Origin of the sequence: Rhizobium sp. OAE497 (genome assembly GCF_040546565.1) — a bacterium.
Classification (GTDB): domain Bacteria; phylum Pseudomonadota; class Alphaproteobacteria; order Rhizobiales; family Rhizobiaceae; genus Rhizobium.
The window spans coordinates 1,567,212-1,582,508 of the sequence record NZ_JBEPOA010000001.1 but is presented as its reverse complement, the minus strand read 5'-3'; the positions used below and the strand labels follow the sequence as shown (position 1 = coordinate 1,582,508).

Sequence of the window (15,297 nt, the reverse complement as noted above, 5' to 3'; positions counted from 1 at the left end):
CGGGCTGCAACAACCACGAAATGATCCTGCGATTCCTTTCGCAGCACCTTTGACGGCAATCACTTAAAATTAAGTGACAAAGCAGCCGCTTGTGGACTTACACCTGACGCTGCTTGACACCATCGCCGAACAGCGAGGCGCCGTGCTGATCGATGATCTGCTGGGCCTTGCGCACCGTGCATTCGTTGGCATCGTCGAGCGAGGAGAACATGTCGGCACGGATGAAAGTGCGCACAAGCACCTCATCGCCGGATGTCTTTTCGATGCGGCCGGCAAGGCGATACTGGCCGCCTTCCTTCTGCGGTTCGGCATAGATCGCGCAGTCTCCGTAGAGCTGCGGCTCTACCGACTTGGCGCTGCTGCCGCCGCCTTCGCTGGGCTTTGCGCCACCTGAGAATATCGAGACAATGCTGGAGAATATCGAAGCCATGTTTTCGCCTTTAACACGCGGGACTTGCTGCCGCAAAGTCAAATGATGAGGTTTGCCAGGATCTCGTTTTCGGTAATGTCCTCGAAGCCCATGCCCGACTTCTCGAAATTTTCGACCAGTGTGGCGAAATTCTCCGGGGCCTTGGTCTCGATGCCGATCAGGATCGAGCCGAAGTTGCGGGCGGTCTTCTTCAGGTATTCGAAGCGGGCGATATCGTCGTCGGGGCCGAGCAGATTGAGGAAATCGCGCAGTGCGCCGGGGCGCTGGGCAAGCCGCAGGATGAAGTATTTCTTCAGGCCCGCATAGCGCATGGCGCGCTCCTTGACATCAGGCAGGCGCTCGAAATCGAAATTGCCGCCGGAGACGACGGCAACGATGGTCTTGCCGCGGATATCGTCCGGGTTCATCGACGCCAGCGCAGTCAGCGACAGGGCGCCTGCCGGCTCGAGCACGACGCCCTCGACATTCAGCATTTCGGAGATCGTCACGCAGATCGCGTTCTCCGGCATCAGCATCACCTGATCCGCCGGGAAATCCTTGAGCGCCGCGAAGTTCAGATCGCCGATACGGGCAACCGCGGCGCCGTCGACGAAATTGTCGACCTTGGCGAGCGTCACCGGTTCGCCGGCCTCGATGCTGCGCTTCAGGCTCGCGGCACCCGCGGGCTCGGTGAAGACGAAGCCCGACTTTGCGACGATGCCGTCGAGATAGCCTGTGATGCCGGCTGCCAGACCACCGCCGCCGACAGGCATGACGATCATGTCAGGCACCTTGCCATCCGGAAGCTGCTGCATGACCTCGGCGGCAACAGTCGCCTGCCCCTCGATGATATCTTCATGATCGAAGGGCGGCACCATGACGCCACCCGCCTGCTCCGCATGATCGCGCGCTGCCTGGTAGCACTGGTCGAAGAAGTCGCCGTAGAGCTTGATGGTGATGAATTCGGCGCCGAACATGCGGGTCTTGTCGATCTTCTGCTGCGGCGTCGTCACCGGCATGAAGACGACGCCCGGCACGCCGAAATGACGGCATACGAAGGCGAAGCCCTGGGCGTGATTGCCGGCCGAGGCGCAGACGAAGGTGCGCCCCTCGCCGCCTTCAGCGATCGCCTTGCGGAAGAAATTGAAGGCGCCGCGGATCTTGTAGGAACGGACCGGAGAAAGGTCTTCGCGCTTCAGCCAGATATCGGCGCCATAGCGTGCCGAAAGATGATCATTGAGCTGCAGCGGCGTAGCCGGGAAAAGGCTGCGCAGCGCTTCCTCGGCGTTTTCAACATCCTGACGGTTGACGGTCATCGGTCCATTCCTCATTTCGCCCGCCCGCTATGGCACAGAGCGGCGCCCGAAAGAAAGCCTCAAACCGGGCAAGCCGGTTCGCCCTTCGCGAAAGCACTTCTTAAGCTCAGCCGCCGAACACGCGGTGGACACGGCTTTTTGCAGTGCACCACGCGGCGCGCCCTGCTAATATGACAGGATGATAACACCGAAATTCATGAGGCCGCTGGCCTGGCTGGTGCTGGCCGGCATCGTCTTCGTCACGATCTCCCCGATCGGCCTGCGCCCGCACACCGTGACCACCGTCGATTTCGACCGGGCGCTCACCTACGCCGTGACCGGCTTCATCTTCGTGCTCGGCTATCCCAAGCAGTGGAAGCTGATCGTGCTGCTGCTGGCCGTCGGCGCGATCGCCATCGAAGCGCTGCAATATTTCTCGCCGACCCGCCACGCCCGCCTGCATGACGGCATCATCAAGGGCATGGGTGCGGCCATCGGCGCCATGGCCGCCCACGGCCTCCTGAAAATCCGCGCCCGCAAGGCCGCGCCCAAAGCCCCCGCCGAACCCGCCTCCTCCAGCGCCGCCCTTGACTGAATCGCCGATGTCGTTGATTGAGAAGCGCGCGCTGCGGGCGGGGTACTTTTCAAGCGAATGGCTGCCTAACGATCAATAGGAAACGCCTCGTGAGGATATCAATTCATTGGGCTCAGAGGCGTGTAATTCGCAAACCTGCGGCGACGCTTTCCTACAAGGTTCAGACGACCTCTGTTTGCGCGCAGCGTTATCGCCTTGTAAAAACAAGCTTTTTTCCAAGATTTTTACCCTACCCGAGAAAAACGGCCCATATCTAGATAAATCAAGAGGCCGCTTTCCCCAATGGTGCCTCCCCTGCTTCCGCAGATACCTTAAGTCGCGCTTGCGAAACGGCTTTTCAACGAAATTATAGGTACCGGAAAGCAACGATTGAAAAGAGCGTGATCAGCAGAGGACAGTGCTACATTTCCAGTATACCGGGGTACCTTGTTCGCGCCAACGCAAAGACTGGCCGATGCCAAAGATAGAAGTTGCAGCTTTCCAGCGAGATAAATACTAGCGGCCGCCTCCCCAGCAATTCCCACATATTTCCCTTAAAAGAAAGAGGCGTAGAGCCCCCCCCTGATCAATCTCATCCTTGATTATTTTGGTGATCAAGAACCAAATTACTACAACAGACACCCACTCTCTCGTAGCCACCGCTGATGCAGGACTACAGGAACAACCGCCAAGACACGGAGCCATCGATCTCACGTCCACATTTTTATTTTCGACCTGCCAAAGAGGAGAATTCCGCTTGGCGGGTATGACAGGTCGGGCGAAATCTGAAATGATACAACTAGGAGAGTTGCCTGTTGCGCGCCGCGGCATGCGCTTGGAAAACTCCGCGTTCGGCTTAGGTTCATATTCGCTTCAATAAAAATGGTTGCAACGAAGGAGGACATCCCGATGAAGACAACGGTTCTGTTTGTCATTGCACTTGGTCTTTTGACACCCGCCGCGGCAACGGCCCAAACACGCAGCTACTATGATGATAACGGCTACAATGCGTGGCGAGGAGGATGGAGGGGAGATGACTATCGCGAGCAACGACGGGTTTGCACGCCAGAACGCGCTTTGAGAATTGCAAAAGCGCAGAGGTTCCCAGGTGCCAAAATCGGGCGGACGAGTGCGGAGTGGATCGAGATTCGAGGAAGCCACAGGCAAACGCTAATTTTTGGCCGCGCGGGTTCATGCCCGATATTGGGCTACAATCGTTAGTGCTGAGGAACCAGTTCATATCTCGTTGGAAGCCGTTGAATGCGACCTTGTCGTGAGGTAGGCATCGAGAATGGCAAAGAAGAGCAAAATTGCTGTAGACTCAGGAAATTTTGCGAAAGAGGTCACCATTCGCGTGCAACCAGGCGAGTATTTTTGCCCAAGGGCGTGCGACGACTACTCCTCATCAGATTTCCTGGAAAAGCTTTCGGACACTTTGGACCGCCACCCCGAAAAGCTCGTTGCAGCATCCGACACCAAAGCATGCGGACAGAAAATCACTCGATTAAAGCGACCGACGCCTTCCGGCGTGAATCTTCATGAAAATTGCGTTAACAGCAAAACATCTAGAGATTTGACGTTTTCTGCTAAGTGGATCTACATCTACACCGGTCGGGAGCGCAATTTATGCTTGAGAAAGCGGTTTGAGCTGGGTAAACCGTGGGCGTTCGCGTCCTATGTCGTGGCCGCCTTTGTCATGCGCGACATAGTCGTATATGCAAATGGACCGGCCTACGACTTCACGGAAGGATCTGGCTCCGAACGAAAATACGATGCAAAGCGTTTCCGAGATAACCTCCTAAAGCAGCTGCGATATACACTTGGATGCTTGAATATTCATCGCGAACGTCCTCAGTCATCGTTGCTAATGAAGGCGAGATTTTTTCGCATGTATTGAAATTACGCGCGCCGTAAAACTCGCTATAAACTGTTTTGGATATTCTGAATGCGCTACCCACTCCGTTCCAATTTCGTTTTCCCGACGCGCGGAATAGTCGATAAGTTGCTGACTATGTGGGAAGATTTTCGTGTAGGGCGACGGGAGCGGAGAAATCGCAAACGCGTCGATCTACGGCAGCTCTCGCCAAAGCGCGAGCCGCTTGTTCACAATGAGCTGCCTCTTGTTTTCGTCACGCGAAACGAACTTACAATCCTACCCGCATTTCTGAATCATTATCGGTTGTTGGGTGTCACGCGGTTCATTTGCGTCGACGATCAGTCCACAGATGGAACTTCAGAATTTCTGATGTCACAACCAGATGTCGACGTGTGGACGTCGGGAGTTCGATTTGTTGAAGCTCGACGCGGAAGGCTGTGGCGTGAACAACTTTTCGAAATCTATGGCGTTGGTCGCTGGTATATCAATGTCGATGCTGATGAACTATTGGTCTACGATCAGTGTACAAAATATAGCTTAAAGGATCTCACCAGGCGACTGGAGCAATTGGGCGAAACTCGCATGCCGGCACCTATGATAGACTTCTATGGCGATGGCGCTGAAATTCAAATCTCGGGCGAAGATAACCTTAAGCCTTGGAAGACGGCCAAGTATTTTGATCCCGAGGGCTACGAAGTGCTCCTCGAAAAAAGAGGCATCAGTGTTGTTGGCGGGCCACGCGCGCGCGTCTTTGGCGACGTTCCTCAGCTTATAAAATATCCCGTTATCTATTGGGACACCGCGTGCCAATTTGGGAGCAGCATTCACCGCCCGTTGCCCTACAGCAGAAAACTTCTCTTCGACCTGGGGTGTGCTCCTGCACTTTAAGTTTTATGTAAACTACCGCGATAAAATTCAGGAGGCAGCCGCCGGTAGGCAGCATTATAACGGCGCAAAGCACTACGCGGCCATGGCGGACGCCATCGATAAGATCGGATATCTTGATCTCCGATATGACCGGTCAACCGAATTCATTGACCCGGATCAGCTTACCGAGCTCGGATTTATGCCGCATATAATGTACAATGTGAGACGTCACGTCTAGGTTGCCAAAAGAATGGTGAAGTAGTTTTAATCCTCCAAAACTTCATGCACAAAATCGTCGAAACGAAAATCCCACCGAGCAACGCTTCCCAAATCAAAAGCGCTAAGCTATTGGGAACATTGAATGCGGGCGTGGCGAAACTGGTAGACGCAAGGGACTTAAAATCCCTCGGCCTTAGGCTATGCGGGTTCGATCCCCGCCGCCCGCACCAAGCGTTCATTCCGGATCCTTGTCGTAGACGGTGATGCCTTCGGGCAGCTGCACCCAGCGGTGCCTGCGGCAGTCGTAGACGGAATCCTGGGGCGGCGGGAAATCCGGATCGGCGAAGGCACCGATGGCGACTGCGACCGAGCGGTGATCCCCGCCTTCTTCCGTATGAAAGAGATTGCTGCCGCAGACCGGGCAGAAGCGGAAGCGGAATTTGGCGCCCTGATCGCCGGTGCGGACATAATCGGTGGCGCGGCCGGTTACCTTGTAGCCGGGGCCGAAGGCTGCGAGGGCGGCGAAGACGCTGCCGGTGCGGCTCTGGCAGGCGAAGCAGTGGCAGACGCCGACGCCGAGAGGCTCGCCCTCGACCGTGATCTGCAGCTGGCCGCAGGTGCATTTGGCAATTCTTGTCACCATGGCGCGAAACTCCGTGGGCGGGATCTGCCCGAAAGCTGGCGCGGATGGCGGTGAAGTCAAACCGCCGATCTCACCAGTGGCGGATCTTCCAGTAGTCGGAACCGGTGCGGCGCGAGATCAGTTTCAGCGTGCCATCGGGCTGGACGACATATTTCTCGAAGACGCGATAGCCGAATTTATCGGGGAATTCGTGGTCGACGACATGGCCGGGCGCCGCCCCATAATAGACCACCCGGCCGCCATAAGTCAGGCTGCCGCGCATGGGTTCGGGCGGCGGCATGGTGGTGTTGCAGCTCGCAAGAGCCAGCAAAAGCATCAGCGAGACAATGGCGCGCATCGGCGAATCTCCTTTTCATTCAGCCATATAGGAGCTTCGCGCAGGGTGTCAGCGGCGATTGCCCCATTTTTGAGCAAGCGGGTGATTTGCCGAAGGCTTTATCATGCTGTTCGAATGTGCTTGTATACCGGGGAAAACGAGGCCCGGGCGGTTGAATGCCGGGTTCAGCATGCAAGAATGACGATGCGGCGTATGGGTAAAGCTAGTCTTGTGGGAGTAAGACGGTGGTTTACGATTGGGATGGCGTCAGAACGAAGCGTTTGAAATTCTATAAGACGACGATGGCCTGCCTGTTTGCAACGGCGGTTGTCGCGGTTTCGTTCTTCGCGTTAGCTTCGCAACTTCACAATCTCGGCGGGTGAACCCGCCTTCAGCTTGGCGCTTTCATCGTCCTTACCGTCGAAATCGATAGTGAGCGCGAGAAGGATCACCGAAAGGCACACCAGCCCGGCGATCACGCAAGCCAGCAGTTTCATCATATAGCGGTCCATCAGGGCCTCCTTACGCGTCTCCTTATGATTTTATCATATACGCATGGAATGCGCCAAAACGCCGCCCGCACGAAGACGTGAAAACGGCGCAGCCTCGGGCCGCGCCGTTTTCAATTTTTCAGGCCGTATGAAGCTTAGGCGAGCTTCGCAGCGATCTTGGCGACATGGGCGCCCTGGAAGCGTGCACCTTCGAGTTCGATCTCGGAAGGCTGGCGCGAGCCGTCACCGTTGGTGATCGTCGACGCGCCGTAGGGCGAGCCACCCTTGACTTCTTCAGTGCCCATCTGGCCCTGGAAGGCGTAGGGAAGGCCGACATAGGCCATGCCGTGATGCAGGAAGGTCGGCACGAAGCCGAGGATCGTCGATTCCTGGCCACCGTGCTGCGTAGCGGACGAGGTGAACATCGAGCCGACCTTGCCGACGAGCTTGCCGCCAAACCACAGACCGCCGGTCTGATCCCAGAAATTGCGCATCTGCGAGGCAACAGTGCCGAAGCGGGTGCCGGCGCCGACGATGATCGCGTCATATTCTGTGAGTTCGTCTACCGTTGCGATCGGAGCCTTCTGGTCGAGCTTGTAGTAGGAAGCCTTGGCGACTTCTTCCGACACGAGTTCCGGAACGCGCTTGACGGTTACGTCGGCACCAGCCGACTTCGCGCCTTCAGCAACGGCATAGGCCATGGTTTCGATGTGGCCGTAAGCCGAATAGTAGAGAACGAGGACTTTTGCCATTTTCAAGCTCCGTCTGGGTTGATGTGCATTTAAACCGGCGATGGTTCTATCAGCGCGACGGTGATGGCGCATCCCTTCCGGCAAGAACTCACTGTTCACTCAGCGGAGACGCGAAAGTGCTTGCTGTCTTATTTTTGTGATATTGCTTTGCCGTTCAGCCGCATTTGCAAGCGGGGAAATCGGCGCTACCTATAGCGGACCCATTTCATTCCGGACGTTTTCCATGACCAATCAGACCATCGTTACCGCCGCCATGCTCGCCATCGGCGACGAACTGCTTTCGGGCCGCACCAAGGACAAGAATATCGGCTACCTCGCCGATCTGCTGACGCTGTCGGGCATCGACCTCAAGGAAGTCCGCATCGTTGCCGACGAGGAGGATGCGATCGTCGAGGCGCTGAATGCGCTGCGCGCCCGCTACGAATATGTCTTCACCTCCGGCGGCATCGGCCCGACCCATGACGACATCACCGCGGACGCGGTTTCAAAGGCTTTCGGCCTGCCCTGCGAGCATGACGCGAAAGCGATGTCCCTGCTCGGAGACATGTACAAGCGACGCGAACTGGAGTTCACCGAGGCGCGCCAGCGCATGGCGCGGATGCCGCGCGGTGCCGCCCATATCGAGAACCCGGTCTCGACGGCGCCCGGCTTCATCATCGGCAATGTCTATGTGATGGCCGGGGTGCCGCAGGTGTTCCAGGCGATGATCGGCAATGTGCTGCCGACGCTGAAGACCGGCGCCAAGGTTCTGTCGCTGGCGATCGCCTGCCCTTACGGCGAAGGCGATATCGGCACGCCGCTCGCGGCTATCCAGAAGGCGCATCCGGACACCAGCATCGGCTCCTATCCGCGCTATGTCGGCCAGAAGTTCTCCACCGAGATCGTCGTGCGCGGCCGCTCGCAGGATGTCATCGAGGCTGCCGGCAAGGATGTCGAGGCGATGATCGAGGATATCCGCAAGGCCAAGGAAATTGCCGAGAACCATTCGGCGGAAGCGTAAGCCCCAGCCCCTCTCCTCTCAAACCATTGATCTCAGTCAAGGAACCGCAACGCAGGCCAACGCATTCTTTTCATGCGGAAGTTCATTTCAGCCGCCCAAGGAGAATTTGATATGTCCTACAAAACCATACTCGCCATTCTCGATACTGCCGATAACAGCGGTGCCGTCGCCGATTTTGCGATGACGCTTGCTGCTGCCCACGGCGCGCATGTGATCGGGCTGCATGCCGAGACGATCTCGGCCGTGCCGCTGGTGGCGCCGATGGAGATTCCCGATCCCGTCGCGGTGCAGGCGCTGCAGGACATGGCGCATTCGGAGACCATAGAGGTCGAGCGGATCTTCAAACAGAAGGCGGCGGCGAGCGGCGTCTCCTTCGAGTGGCGCAGCTTCGCCACCTCCACCGGCTACGGCTCGGCGCCGCTGATCGAAACCGCCCGCAGCGCCGATCTGCTGATCGCCTCGCAGGCCGATCCGGCGCGGCCCTCCGACAGCCATGTCGATGTCGACAACTTCCTGTTCGAAAGCGGCCGCCCGGTGCTGATGATCCCCTACATCATCCGCAACCCCAAGCCGATCAAGCGGGTGCTGATCGCCTGGAACGGCTCGAAGGAAGCGGCGCGCGCCACATTCGACGCGCTGCCGATCCTCAAGGGTGCCGATGCGGTGGAGATCTTCTCCGTCGATCCGGTCGATAGCGCAACGCAGAGTGCCGGTCTCGCCGGCGCCGATATCGCCGCCACCCTCGCCCGCCATGGCGTCAACGCGACGCTTGCGACTGCCGAGAGCGCCAGCAAGAGCGCGTCGTCGGTCATAGAGAACCGGCTTTCCGACAACAGCATCGATCTTCTGGTGATGGGCGCCTACACGCATTCATGGCTCTGGCAGACGATCTTTGGCGGCACGACCAAGTCTCTCTTGCAATCGATGACGGCGCTGACGCTGCTATCCCGTTGATGATTGCGTGCCGGGACTTGCGTTCCGGCCGCAAATGCCGCTATTTCAGGCGACCGGTGACGGGCCCCGGCAATCATTCGCGCAGCTCCGGCTGCGCGATTTGCGTTTGTGGTCGCCCTGAGGTCGCCGGCGGTTTCCATCATGCCGCGGAGCAGTCCCATGTCCCTTCCCGATAAAGCCTTTCCCGTTTCCTGGGACCAGTTTCACCGCGATGCGCGCGCGCTCGCCTGGCGGATCGCAGGATTGAACAAGGAATTCACAGGCATCGTCTGCATCACCCGCGGCGGCCTGGTTCCGGCAGCGATCATCTGCCGCGAGCTCAACATCCGCCTGATCGAGACGGTTTGCGTCGCCTCCTACCACGACTATGTGAACCAGGGTGACATGGTCGTCTTGAAGGGCATCGCGCCCGAGCTGCAGGAAAATGGCGGCGAAGGCATTCTCGTCATCGACGACCTGACCGACACCGGCAAGACGGCGGCCCAGGTGCGCGGCATGCTGCCGAAGGCGCATTTCGCCTGCGTCTACGCCAAGCCCCAGGGCGTGCCGACCGTTGATACCTTTGTCACGGAAGTCAGCCAGGATACGTGGATCTATTTCCCGTGGGATATGGGCTTCACCTATCAGGAGCCGATTGCAAAAGGCCCGAAATAAACCTAAAGATGATAATATCCGAAGCAGCAGCCGCTGCGGGTATTGATTGTTATCTTAGTAATATTGCGAATGTATAGTGGGTGCTCGGCAAGGGCATCCACAGTTTACCGGCATCAGGGCGCGCCGGAAAACATGCCCCCCGCTGCATAGACTATATGGGCAACCGCGTGCCGTCAGGCGCGCAGCAAGGAAGGGCAATGCGCTACGGGGGTTGGGTCATTGCGGTCGTGGCTTCAGGGCTTTCGATCTCGCCATTTGCGCTGCCCGCGCCGTCCTATGCCGAACCTGCCTATATCTCCGTCGTGCGCGAATATGTGGATACCGTGGTCCGGCCGATGGTCAACAATCCCGTCGTGCTGAAAGCCATCAAGGACCAGAACGTCCGCTTCGGCGATGTCAGCAAGACCGATATCCAGGTGCTGGACGGCACCTACCGCTCCGAGGTCGAGACCGGCCAGTTCCAGATGATCTCGAAGCTGATGATGAACCCGGTCTCCCGCTATCTGAAATCGAAGCAGGACAATTCCCAGGGCGTCATCATCGAGTTCTTCGTCACCGACAAGAACGGATTGAATGTCGGCGAGAGCCGCACGACGATGGATTACTGGCAGGGCGACGAGAACAAATATCTCCGAACCTTCGCGCGTGATTCGGATGAGACCTTCATCGACCGCGCCGAGCGCGATGACGTGACGCAAATCCTTGAAACACAAGCGAGTTTCACGATCCGGGACGAGACCGGCAAGGCCATCGGCATCGCCACCGTGACGATCGCGCTGGACGCAATCTGAAGCTTCTTCGCGTTTCGAATCGCTAGACCGATTTGCCGACGAAACACCATCGCTAGATTTAAAATTTCGTGTTTTTTTGATGACATCGGTATCATTTCCCGGCTTGACCGCGCCAAGCCCTTGAAAAACAAGGCCTCCAGGCTTTTCCCCAGTGTCCACAGCCCCATCCACAATATGTTGTGGTGAACGCTTCGTTAAAAACCACCCCTTGACGGAATCGCGTGTTTCAAACTTAATGGGATCCGATGTTGCGGCGGCAACTGGACCGGAATTAACGAGGCCGGTTCTCTTCAAAATTCAAGCGTGGAATCAGGGCGTTGCATCTATGACGGATGACCGCTGCGTGGCATTCCCTGCGCAAATTTTTGACCGCCCGGCAGTGACATTGGGGCTGGCGAAAAATAGCTGTTAATACTATATTTAGTGCTAGCAGCCATCATCACCACAATATACAGAAAGGACATCTCCGGATGACACCCCTGTCACAATACGGATACGAGAACTGGCTGCGCCCTTCCTGGCGCGCTGCCGGATGAGGAAACTTGCGCCTTGGTCATCGGGGACGGGCGCGCAGATTAGAGGTTGGCGACATGCGCATTGAACGGCGTTTCACGAAAGCGGAACAAGGTGCCTATGGGGAAATCGAATTCCGCAAGGCGACCAGCGAGATCAAGAACCCCGACGGTTCGATCGTCTTCCGCCTCGAGAACATCGACGTTCCCGCGCAGTTTTCGCAGGTCGCCGCCGATATCCTGGCGCAGAAGTATTTCCGCAAGGCCGGCGTTCCCGCCCGCCTGAAGAAGGTCGAGGAAAACGACGTTCCGTCGTTTCTGTGGCGCTCGGTTGCCGATGAAGCAGCGCTAAAGGATCTGCCGAAGGACCAGCAGTACGGCTCGGAAACCGACGCCCGTCAGGTCTTCGACCGCCTCGCCGGCACCTGGACCTACTGGGGCTGGAAGGGTGGCTACTTCTCGTCGGAAGAAGATGCGTCGGCCTTCAAGGACGAGCTCGCCTACATGCTCGCCACGCAGCGCGTTGCCCCGAACTCGCCGCAGTGGTTCAACACCGGCATGCATTGGGCATACGGCATCGACGGCCCGGGCCAGGGCCACTATTACGTCGATCCGTTCACCGGCAAGCTGACCAAGTCGAAGTCCGCCTACAAACATCCGCAGCCGCATGCCTGCTTCATCCAGTCGGTTGAAGACGATCTCGTCAACGAAGGCGGCATCATGGACCTCTGGGTGCGCGAAGCGCGCCTCTTCAAGTACGGCTCCGGCACCGGCTCCAACTTCTCCATGCTGCGCGGCGAAGGCGAAAGGCTTTCCGGCGGCGGCCGCTCCTCCGGCCTGATGAGCTTCCTGAAGATCGGCGACCGCGCTGCCGGCGCCATCAAATCGGGCGGCACCACCCGCCGTGCGGCCAAGATGGTCGTGGTCGACATCGACCATCCGGATATCGAGGAATACATCAACTGGAAGGTCAAGGAAGAGCAGAAGGTTGCCGCTCTCGTCACCGGCTCGAAGGTCGTCGCAAAGCATCTGAAGGCGATCATGAAGGCCTGCGTCAATTGCGACGGCGGCGATGACGGCGAGTGCTTCGACCCGGCCAAGAACCCGGCCCTGAAGCGCGAAATCCGCGCTGCCAAGAAGGACCAGGTTCCGGAAAACTATATCGGCCGCGTCATCCAGTTCGCCCGCCAGGGCTACACGGACATGGAATTCAAGACTTATGACACGGACTGGGATAGCGAAGCCTATCTCACCGTTTCGGGCCAGAACTCCAACAACTCAGTCTCGATCAAGGACGACTTCCTGCGCGCTGTCGAAAACGACGGCGACTGGCACCTGACCGCCCGCAAGGACGGCAAGGTCATGAAGACGCTGAAGGCCCGCGACCTCTGGGAGTCGATCTCCTACGCCGCCTGGGCATCGGCCGATCCGGGCCTGCACTTCAACACGACGATGAACGACTGGCACACCTCGCCGGCCGGCGGCCAGATCCGCGGCTCGAACCCGTGCTCGGAATACATGTTCCTCGACGACACCGCCTGCAATCTTGCTTCGCTGAACCTCTTGCAGTTCAAGGACAAGGCAACGAAGCGCATCGACATCGCCGACTACGAACACGCCGTCCGCCTCTGGACCGTCGTTCTCGAAGTTTCGGTCATGATGGCACAGTTCCCGTCGAAGCGGATCGCTGAACTCTCCTACGAATACCGTACGCTCGGCCTCGGCTACGCCAATATCGGCGGGCTGCTGATGTCTTCCGGCATCCCCTATGACTCGGCAGAAGGCCGCGCCATTGCCGGCTCGCTGACGGCGATCATGACCGGCATCTGCTACGCAACCTCGGCTGAAATGGCCTCCGAGCTCGGCCCGTTCCCGAACTTTGCGCCAAACCGCGAGAGCATGCTGCGCGTCATGCGCAACCATCGCCGCGCCGCTTACGGCGAGACCTCGGGCTACGAAGCCCTGTCGGTCAACCCGGTCGCGCTGATCCACTCGGAAAACCCGGATCAGGACCTCGCCGCTCACGCCAAGAGCGCCTGGGACAAGGCGATCGAACTCGGCGAAAAGCATGGCTACCGCAACGCGCAGGTCTCGGTCATCGCTCCGACCGGCACGATCGGCCTCGTCATGGACTGCGACACGACCGGCATCGAGCCTGACTTCGCACTCGTCAAGTTCAAGAAGCTCGCCGGCGGCGGCTACTTCAAGATCATCAACCGCGCCGTTCCGGATGCGCTGCGTTCGCTCGGCTATTCCGAAGCGCAGATCGCCGAGATCGAGGCCTACGCTGTCGGCCACGGCAACCTGAACCAGGCGCCCGGCGTCAACCCCTCGACCCTGAAGACCAAGGGCTTCACCGACGAGAAAGTGGAAGCCGTCAACGCCGCGCTCAAGAACGCCTTCGACATAAAGTTCGTCTTCAACCAGTGGACGCTCGGCACAGATTTCCTCAAGGACACCCTGAAGGTTTCCGACGAGCAGCTCGCCGACATGAGCTTCAACCTGCTCGACCACATGGGCTTTTCGAAGAAGGACATCGAGGCCGCCAACGTTCACGTCTGCGGCGCGATGACCCTGGAAGGCGCACCGTTCCTGAAGAACGAGCACCTGCCGGTCTTCGATTGCGCCAATCCCTGCGGCAAGATCGGCAAGCGTTATCTCTCGGTCGAGAGCCACATCCGCATGATGGCGGCTGCCCAGCCGTTCATCTCGGGTGCGATCTCCAAGACGATCAACATGCCGAACGACGCCACCGTTGAGGATTGCAAGAGCGCCTACATGCTCTCCTGGAAGCTCGGCCTGAAGGCAAACGCCCTCTACCGTGACGGCTCCAAGCTGTCGCAGCCGCTGAACGCTTCGCTGATCGAAGACGAGAGCGACGAGGATGCACTCGAGGAACTGCTGCAGCAGCCGGTCGCGGCCCAGGCCGTTACCGTCACCGAGAAGATCATCGAGCGCGTCATCGAGCGTGTGACCCGCGAACGCGAGAAGCTGCCGAACCGCCGCCAGGGCTACACCCAGAAGGCAGCGGTCGGCGGACATAAGGTTTATCTGCGCACCGGCGAATTCGGTGACGGCCGCCTCGGCGAAATCTTCATCGACATGCACAAGGAAGGCGCTGCTTTCCGTGCGATGATGAACAACTTCGCGATCGCCATCTCGCTCGGCCTGCAGTACGGCGTGCCGCTCGAGGAATATGTTGAGGCCTTCACCTTCACCAAGTTCGAGCCGGCCGGCATGGTCATCGGCAACGACGCGATCAAGAATGCCACGTCGATCCTCGACTACGTGTTCCGCGAACTCGCCGTCTCCTATCTCGGCCGTCATGACCTGGCGCATGTCGATACGTCCGACTTCTCGAACACGGCACTCGGCAAGGGCATCCAGGAAGGCAAGACCAACCTCGTCTCGACCGGCTGGACCCGCGGCTACAAGCCGACGCTCGTTCCCGGCACCGGCGACCGCCTGGTCGGCGAACCGAAGGGCGCATCGGCAGCAACGCCTGCCCGCGCCTCCTCGGCCGGCACGGTCACCGCCTTTGCTGGCTCTGCTGCCCGCAAGCTCGAACCGGCAACCGCCGTCGCCACCTCCGAAATCGTCGCCTTCAAGCGCGATTACGAGGAGCGCGCCAAGGAACTGGCCGAAGAGATCGCCGAGGAAGTGAACGAAGAGCTCGCTTCCGAAGCCCAGCAGCAGGCCACCGCCCTCTTCTCCGACAAGGCCGCCGCCGATGCTGCGACCGCCAAGACGGAAGCCAAGAAGGTCGAAGCCGAACGCCGCGCCCGCTCCATCATGCAGGGCTACACGGGCAATATGTGCTCCGAGTGCCAGAACTTCACGATGGTCCGCAACGGCACCTGCGAGAAGTGCGACACGTGCGGAGCGACAAGCGGCTGCAGCTGAGTTCCGGTAGCCAGCCACTCATTCTACGGTCAAGTGAGCAA

Annotated in this window: 14 protein-coding genes and 1 tRNA gene; 9 read left to right on the top strand and 6 right to left on the bottom strand. The window is 58.7% G+C overall.

Features of this window, described 5'->3' with window-relative positions; genetic code table 11:
* Window positions 1-97: 97 nt before the first annotated feature.
* Both ABIE40_RS08210 and ilvA read right to left on the bottom strand, forming a co-directional pair.
* On the bottom strand, window positions 98-430 hold the full coding sequence (locus ABIE40_RS08210; protein ID WP_199629416.1) for an HlyU family transcriptional regulator: 333 nt from the start codon (window positions 428-430) through the stop codon (window positions 98-100).
* 38 nt (window positions 431-468) lie between these two features.
* Entirely contained in the window at window positions 469-1,725 is a 1,257-nt protein-coding gene (gene ilvA / locus ABIE40_RS08205; RefSeq protein ID WP_199629417.1) for a threonine ammonia-lyase, read from the bottom strand.
* Window positions 1,726-1,903: 178 nt separating this feature from the next.
* Here ilvA and ABIE40_RS08200 point away from each other — a divergent pair, with 178 nt between their 5' ends.
* The 4 genes from ABIE40_RS08200 (at window position 1,904) to ABIE40_RS08185 (ending at window position 5,470) form a co-directional block, all read left to right on the top strand.
* Window positions 1,904-2,299 (top strand): VanZ family protein, encoded by a 396-nt coding sequence (locus ABIE40_RS08200; protein WP_199629418.1) that lies wholly within the window; start codon window positions 1,904-1,906, stop codon window positions 2,297-2,299.
* Between the two features lie 1,270 nt (window positions 2,300-3,569).
* A complete protein-coding gene (locus ABIE40_RS08195; protein ID WP_199629419.1) occupies window positions 3,570-4,175 on the top strand; it encodes a hypothetical protein in 606 nt (201 codons plus the stop codon).
* A 48-nt stretch (window positions 4,176-4,223) separates the two neighbouring features.
* Complete coding sequence (locus tag ABIE40_RS08190) at window positions 4,224-5,042, top strand: glycosyltransferase family 2 protein (RefSeq protein WP_354540987.1); 819 nt, start codon at window positions 4,224-4,226, stop codon at window positions 5,040-5,042.
* 342 nt (window positions 5,043-5,384) lie between these two features.
* Window positions 5,385-5,470, top strand: a tRNA-Leu gene (locus tag ABIE40_RS08185).
* A 5-nt stretch (window positions 5,471-5,475) separates the two neighbouring features.
* Here ABIE40_RS08185 and ABIE40_RS08180 read toward each other — a convergent pair.
* The 4 genes from ABIE40_RS08180 to wrbA all read right to left on the bottom strand — a co-directional run bounded on the left by ABIE40_RS08180 (window position 5,476) and on the right by wrbA (window position 7,442).
* A complete protein-coding gene (locus ABIE40_RS08180; RefSeq protein ID WP_199629421.1) occupies window positions 5,476-5,883 on the bottom strand; it encodes a GFA family protein in 408 nt (135 codons plus the stop codon).
* 70 nt (window positions 5,884-5,953) lie between these two features.
* Window positions 5,954-6,220: a hypothetical protein gene (locus tag ABIE40_RS08175; RefSeq protein ID WP_199629422.1), complete on the bottom strand. Its 267-nt coding sequence runs from the start codon at window positions 6,218-6,220 to the stop codon at window positions 5,954-5,956.
* Between the two features lie 329 nt (window positions 6,221-6,549).
* Window positions 6,550-6,711: a hypothetical protein gene (locus tag ABIE40_RS08170; RefSeq protein ID WP_199629423.1), complete on the bottom strand. Its 162-nt coding sequence runs from the start codon at window positions 6,709-6,711 to the stop codon at window positions 6,550-6,552.
* A 134-nt stretch (window positions 6,712-6,845) separates the two neighbouring features.
* Window positions 6,846-7,442 (bottom strand): NAD(P)H:quinone oxidoreductase type IV, encoded by a 597-nt coding sequence (gene wrbA / locus ABIE40_RS08165; RefSeq protein WP_112711518.1) that lies wholly within the window; start codon window positions 7,440-7,442, stop codon window positions 6,846-6,848.
* 223 nt (window positions 7,443-7,665) lie between these two features.
* Between wrbA and ABIE40_RS08160 the strand changes: the two genes are divergently transcribed.
* The 5 genes from ABIE40_RS08160 to ABIE40_RS08140 all read left to right on the top strand — a co-directional run bounded on the left by ABIE40_RS08160 (window position 7,666) and on the right by ABIE40_RS08140 (window position 15,256).
* A complete protein-coding gene (locus ABIE40_RS08160; RefSeq protein ID WP_199629424.1) occupies window positions 7,666-8,442 on the top strand; it encodes a competence/damage-inducible protein A in 777 nt (258 codons plus the stop codon).
* A gap of 111 nt (window positions 8,443-8,553) precedes the next feature.
* The gene (locus ABIE40_RS08155) at window positions 8,554-9,396 is read left to right on the top strand and encodes a universal stress protein (protein WP_130278479.1); all 843 of its coding nucleotides are present in this window, start codon (window positions 8,554-8,556) and stop codon (window positions 9,394-9,396) included.
* 159 nt (window positions 9,397-9,555) lie between these two features.
* Window positions 9,556-10,050 (top strand): xanthine phosphoribosyltransferase, encoded by a 495-nt coding sequence (gene gpt / locus ABIE40_RS08150; protein ID WP_112711515.1) that lies wholly within the window; start codon window positions 9,556-9,558, stop codon window positions 10,048-10,050.
* Between the two features lie 197 nt (window positions 10,051-10,247).
* Window positions 10,248-10,841: a hypothetical protein gene (locus tag ABIE40_RS08145; RefSeq protein ID WP_130278480.1), complete on the top strand. Its 594-nt coding sequence runs from the start codon at window positions 10,248-10,250 to the stop codon at window positions 10,839-10,841.
* A 590-nt stretch (window positions 10,842-11,431) separates the two neighbouring features.
* Window positions 11,432-15,256, top strand: a complete 3,825-nt coding sequence (locus ABIE40_RS08140; RefSeq protein ID WP_199629425.1) for a vitamin B12-dependent ribonucleotide reductase — start codon at window positions 11,432-11,434, stop codon at window positions 15,254-15,256.
* Window positions 15,257-15,297 lie beyond the last annotated feature (41 nt).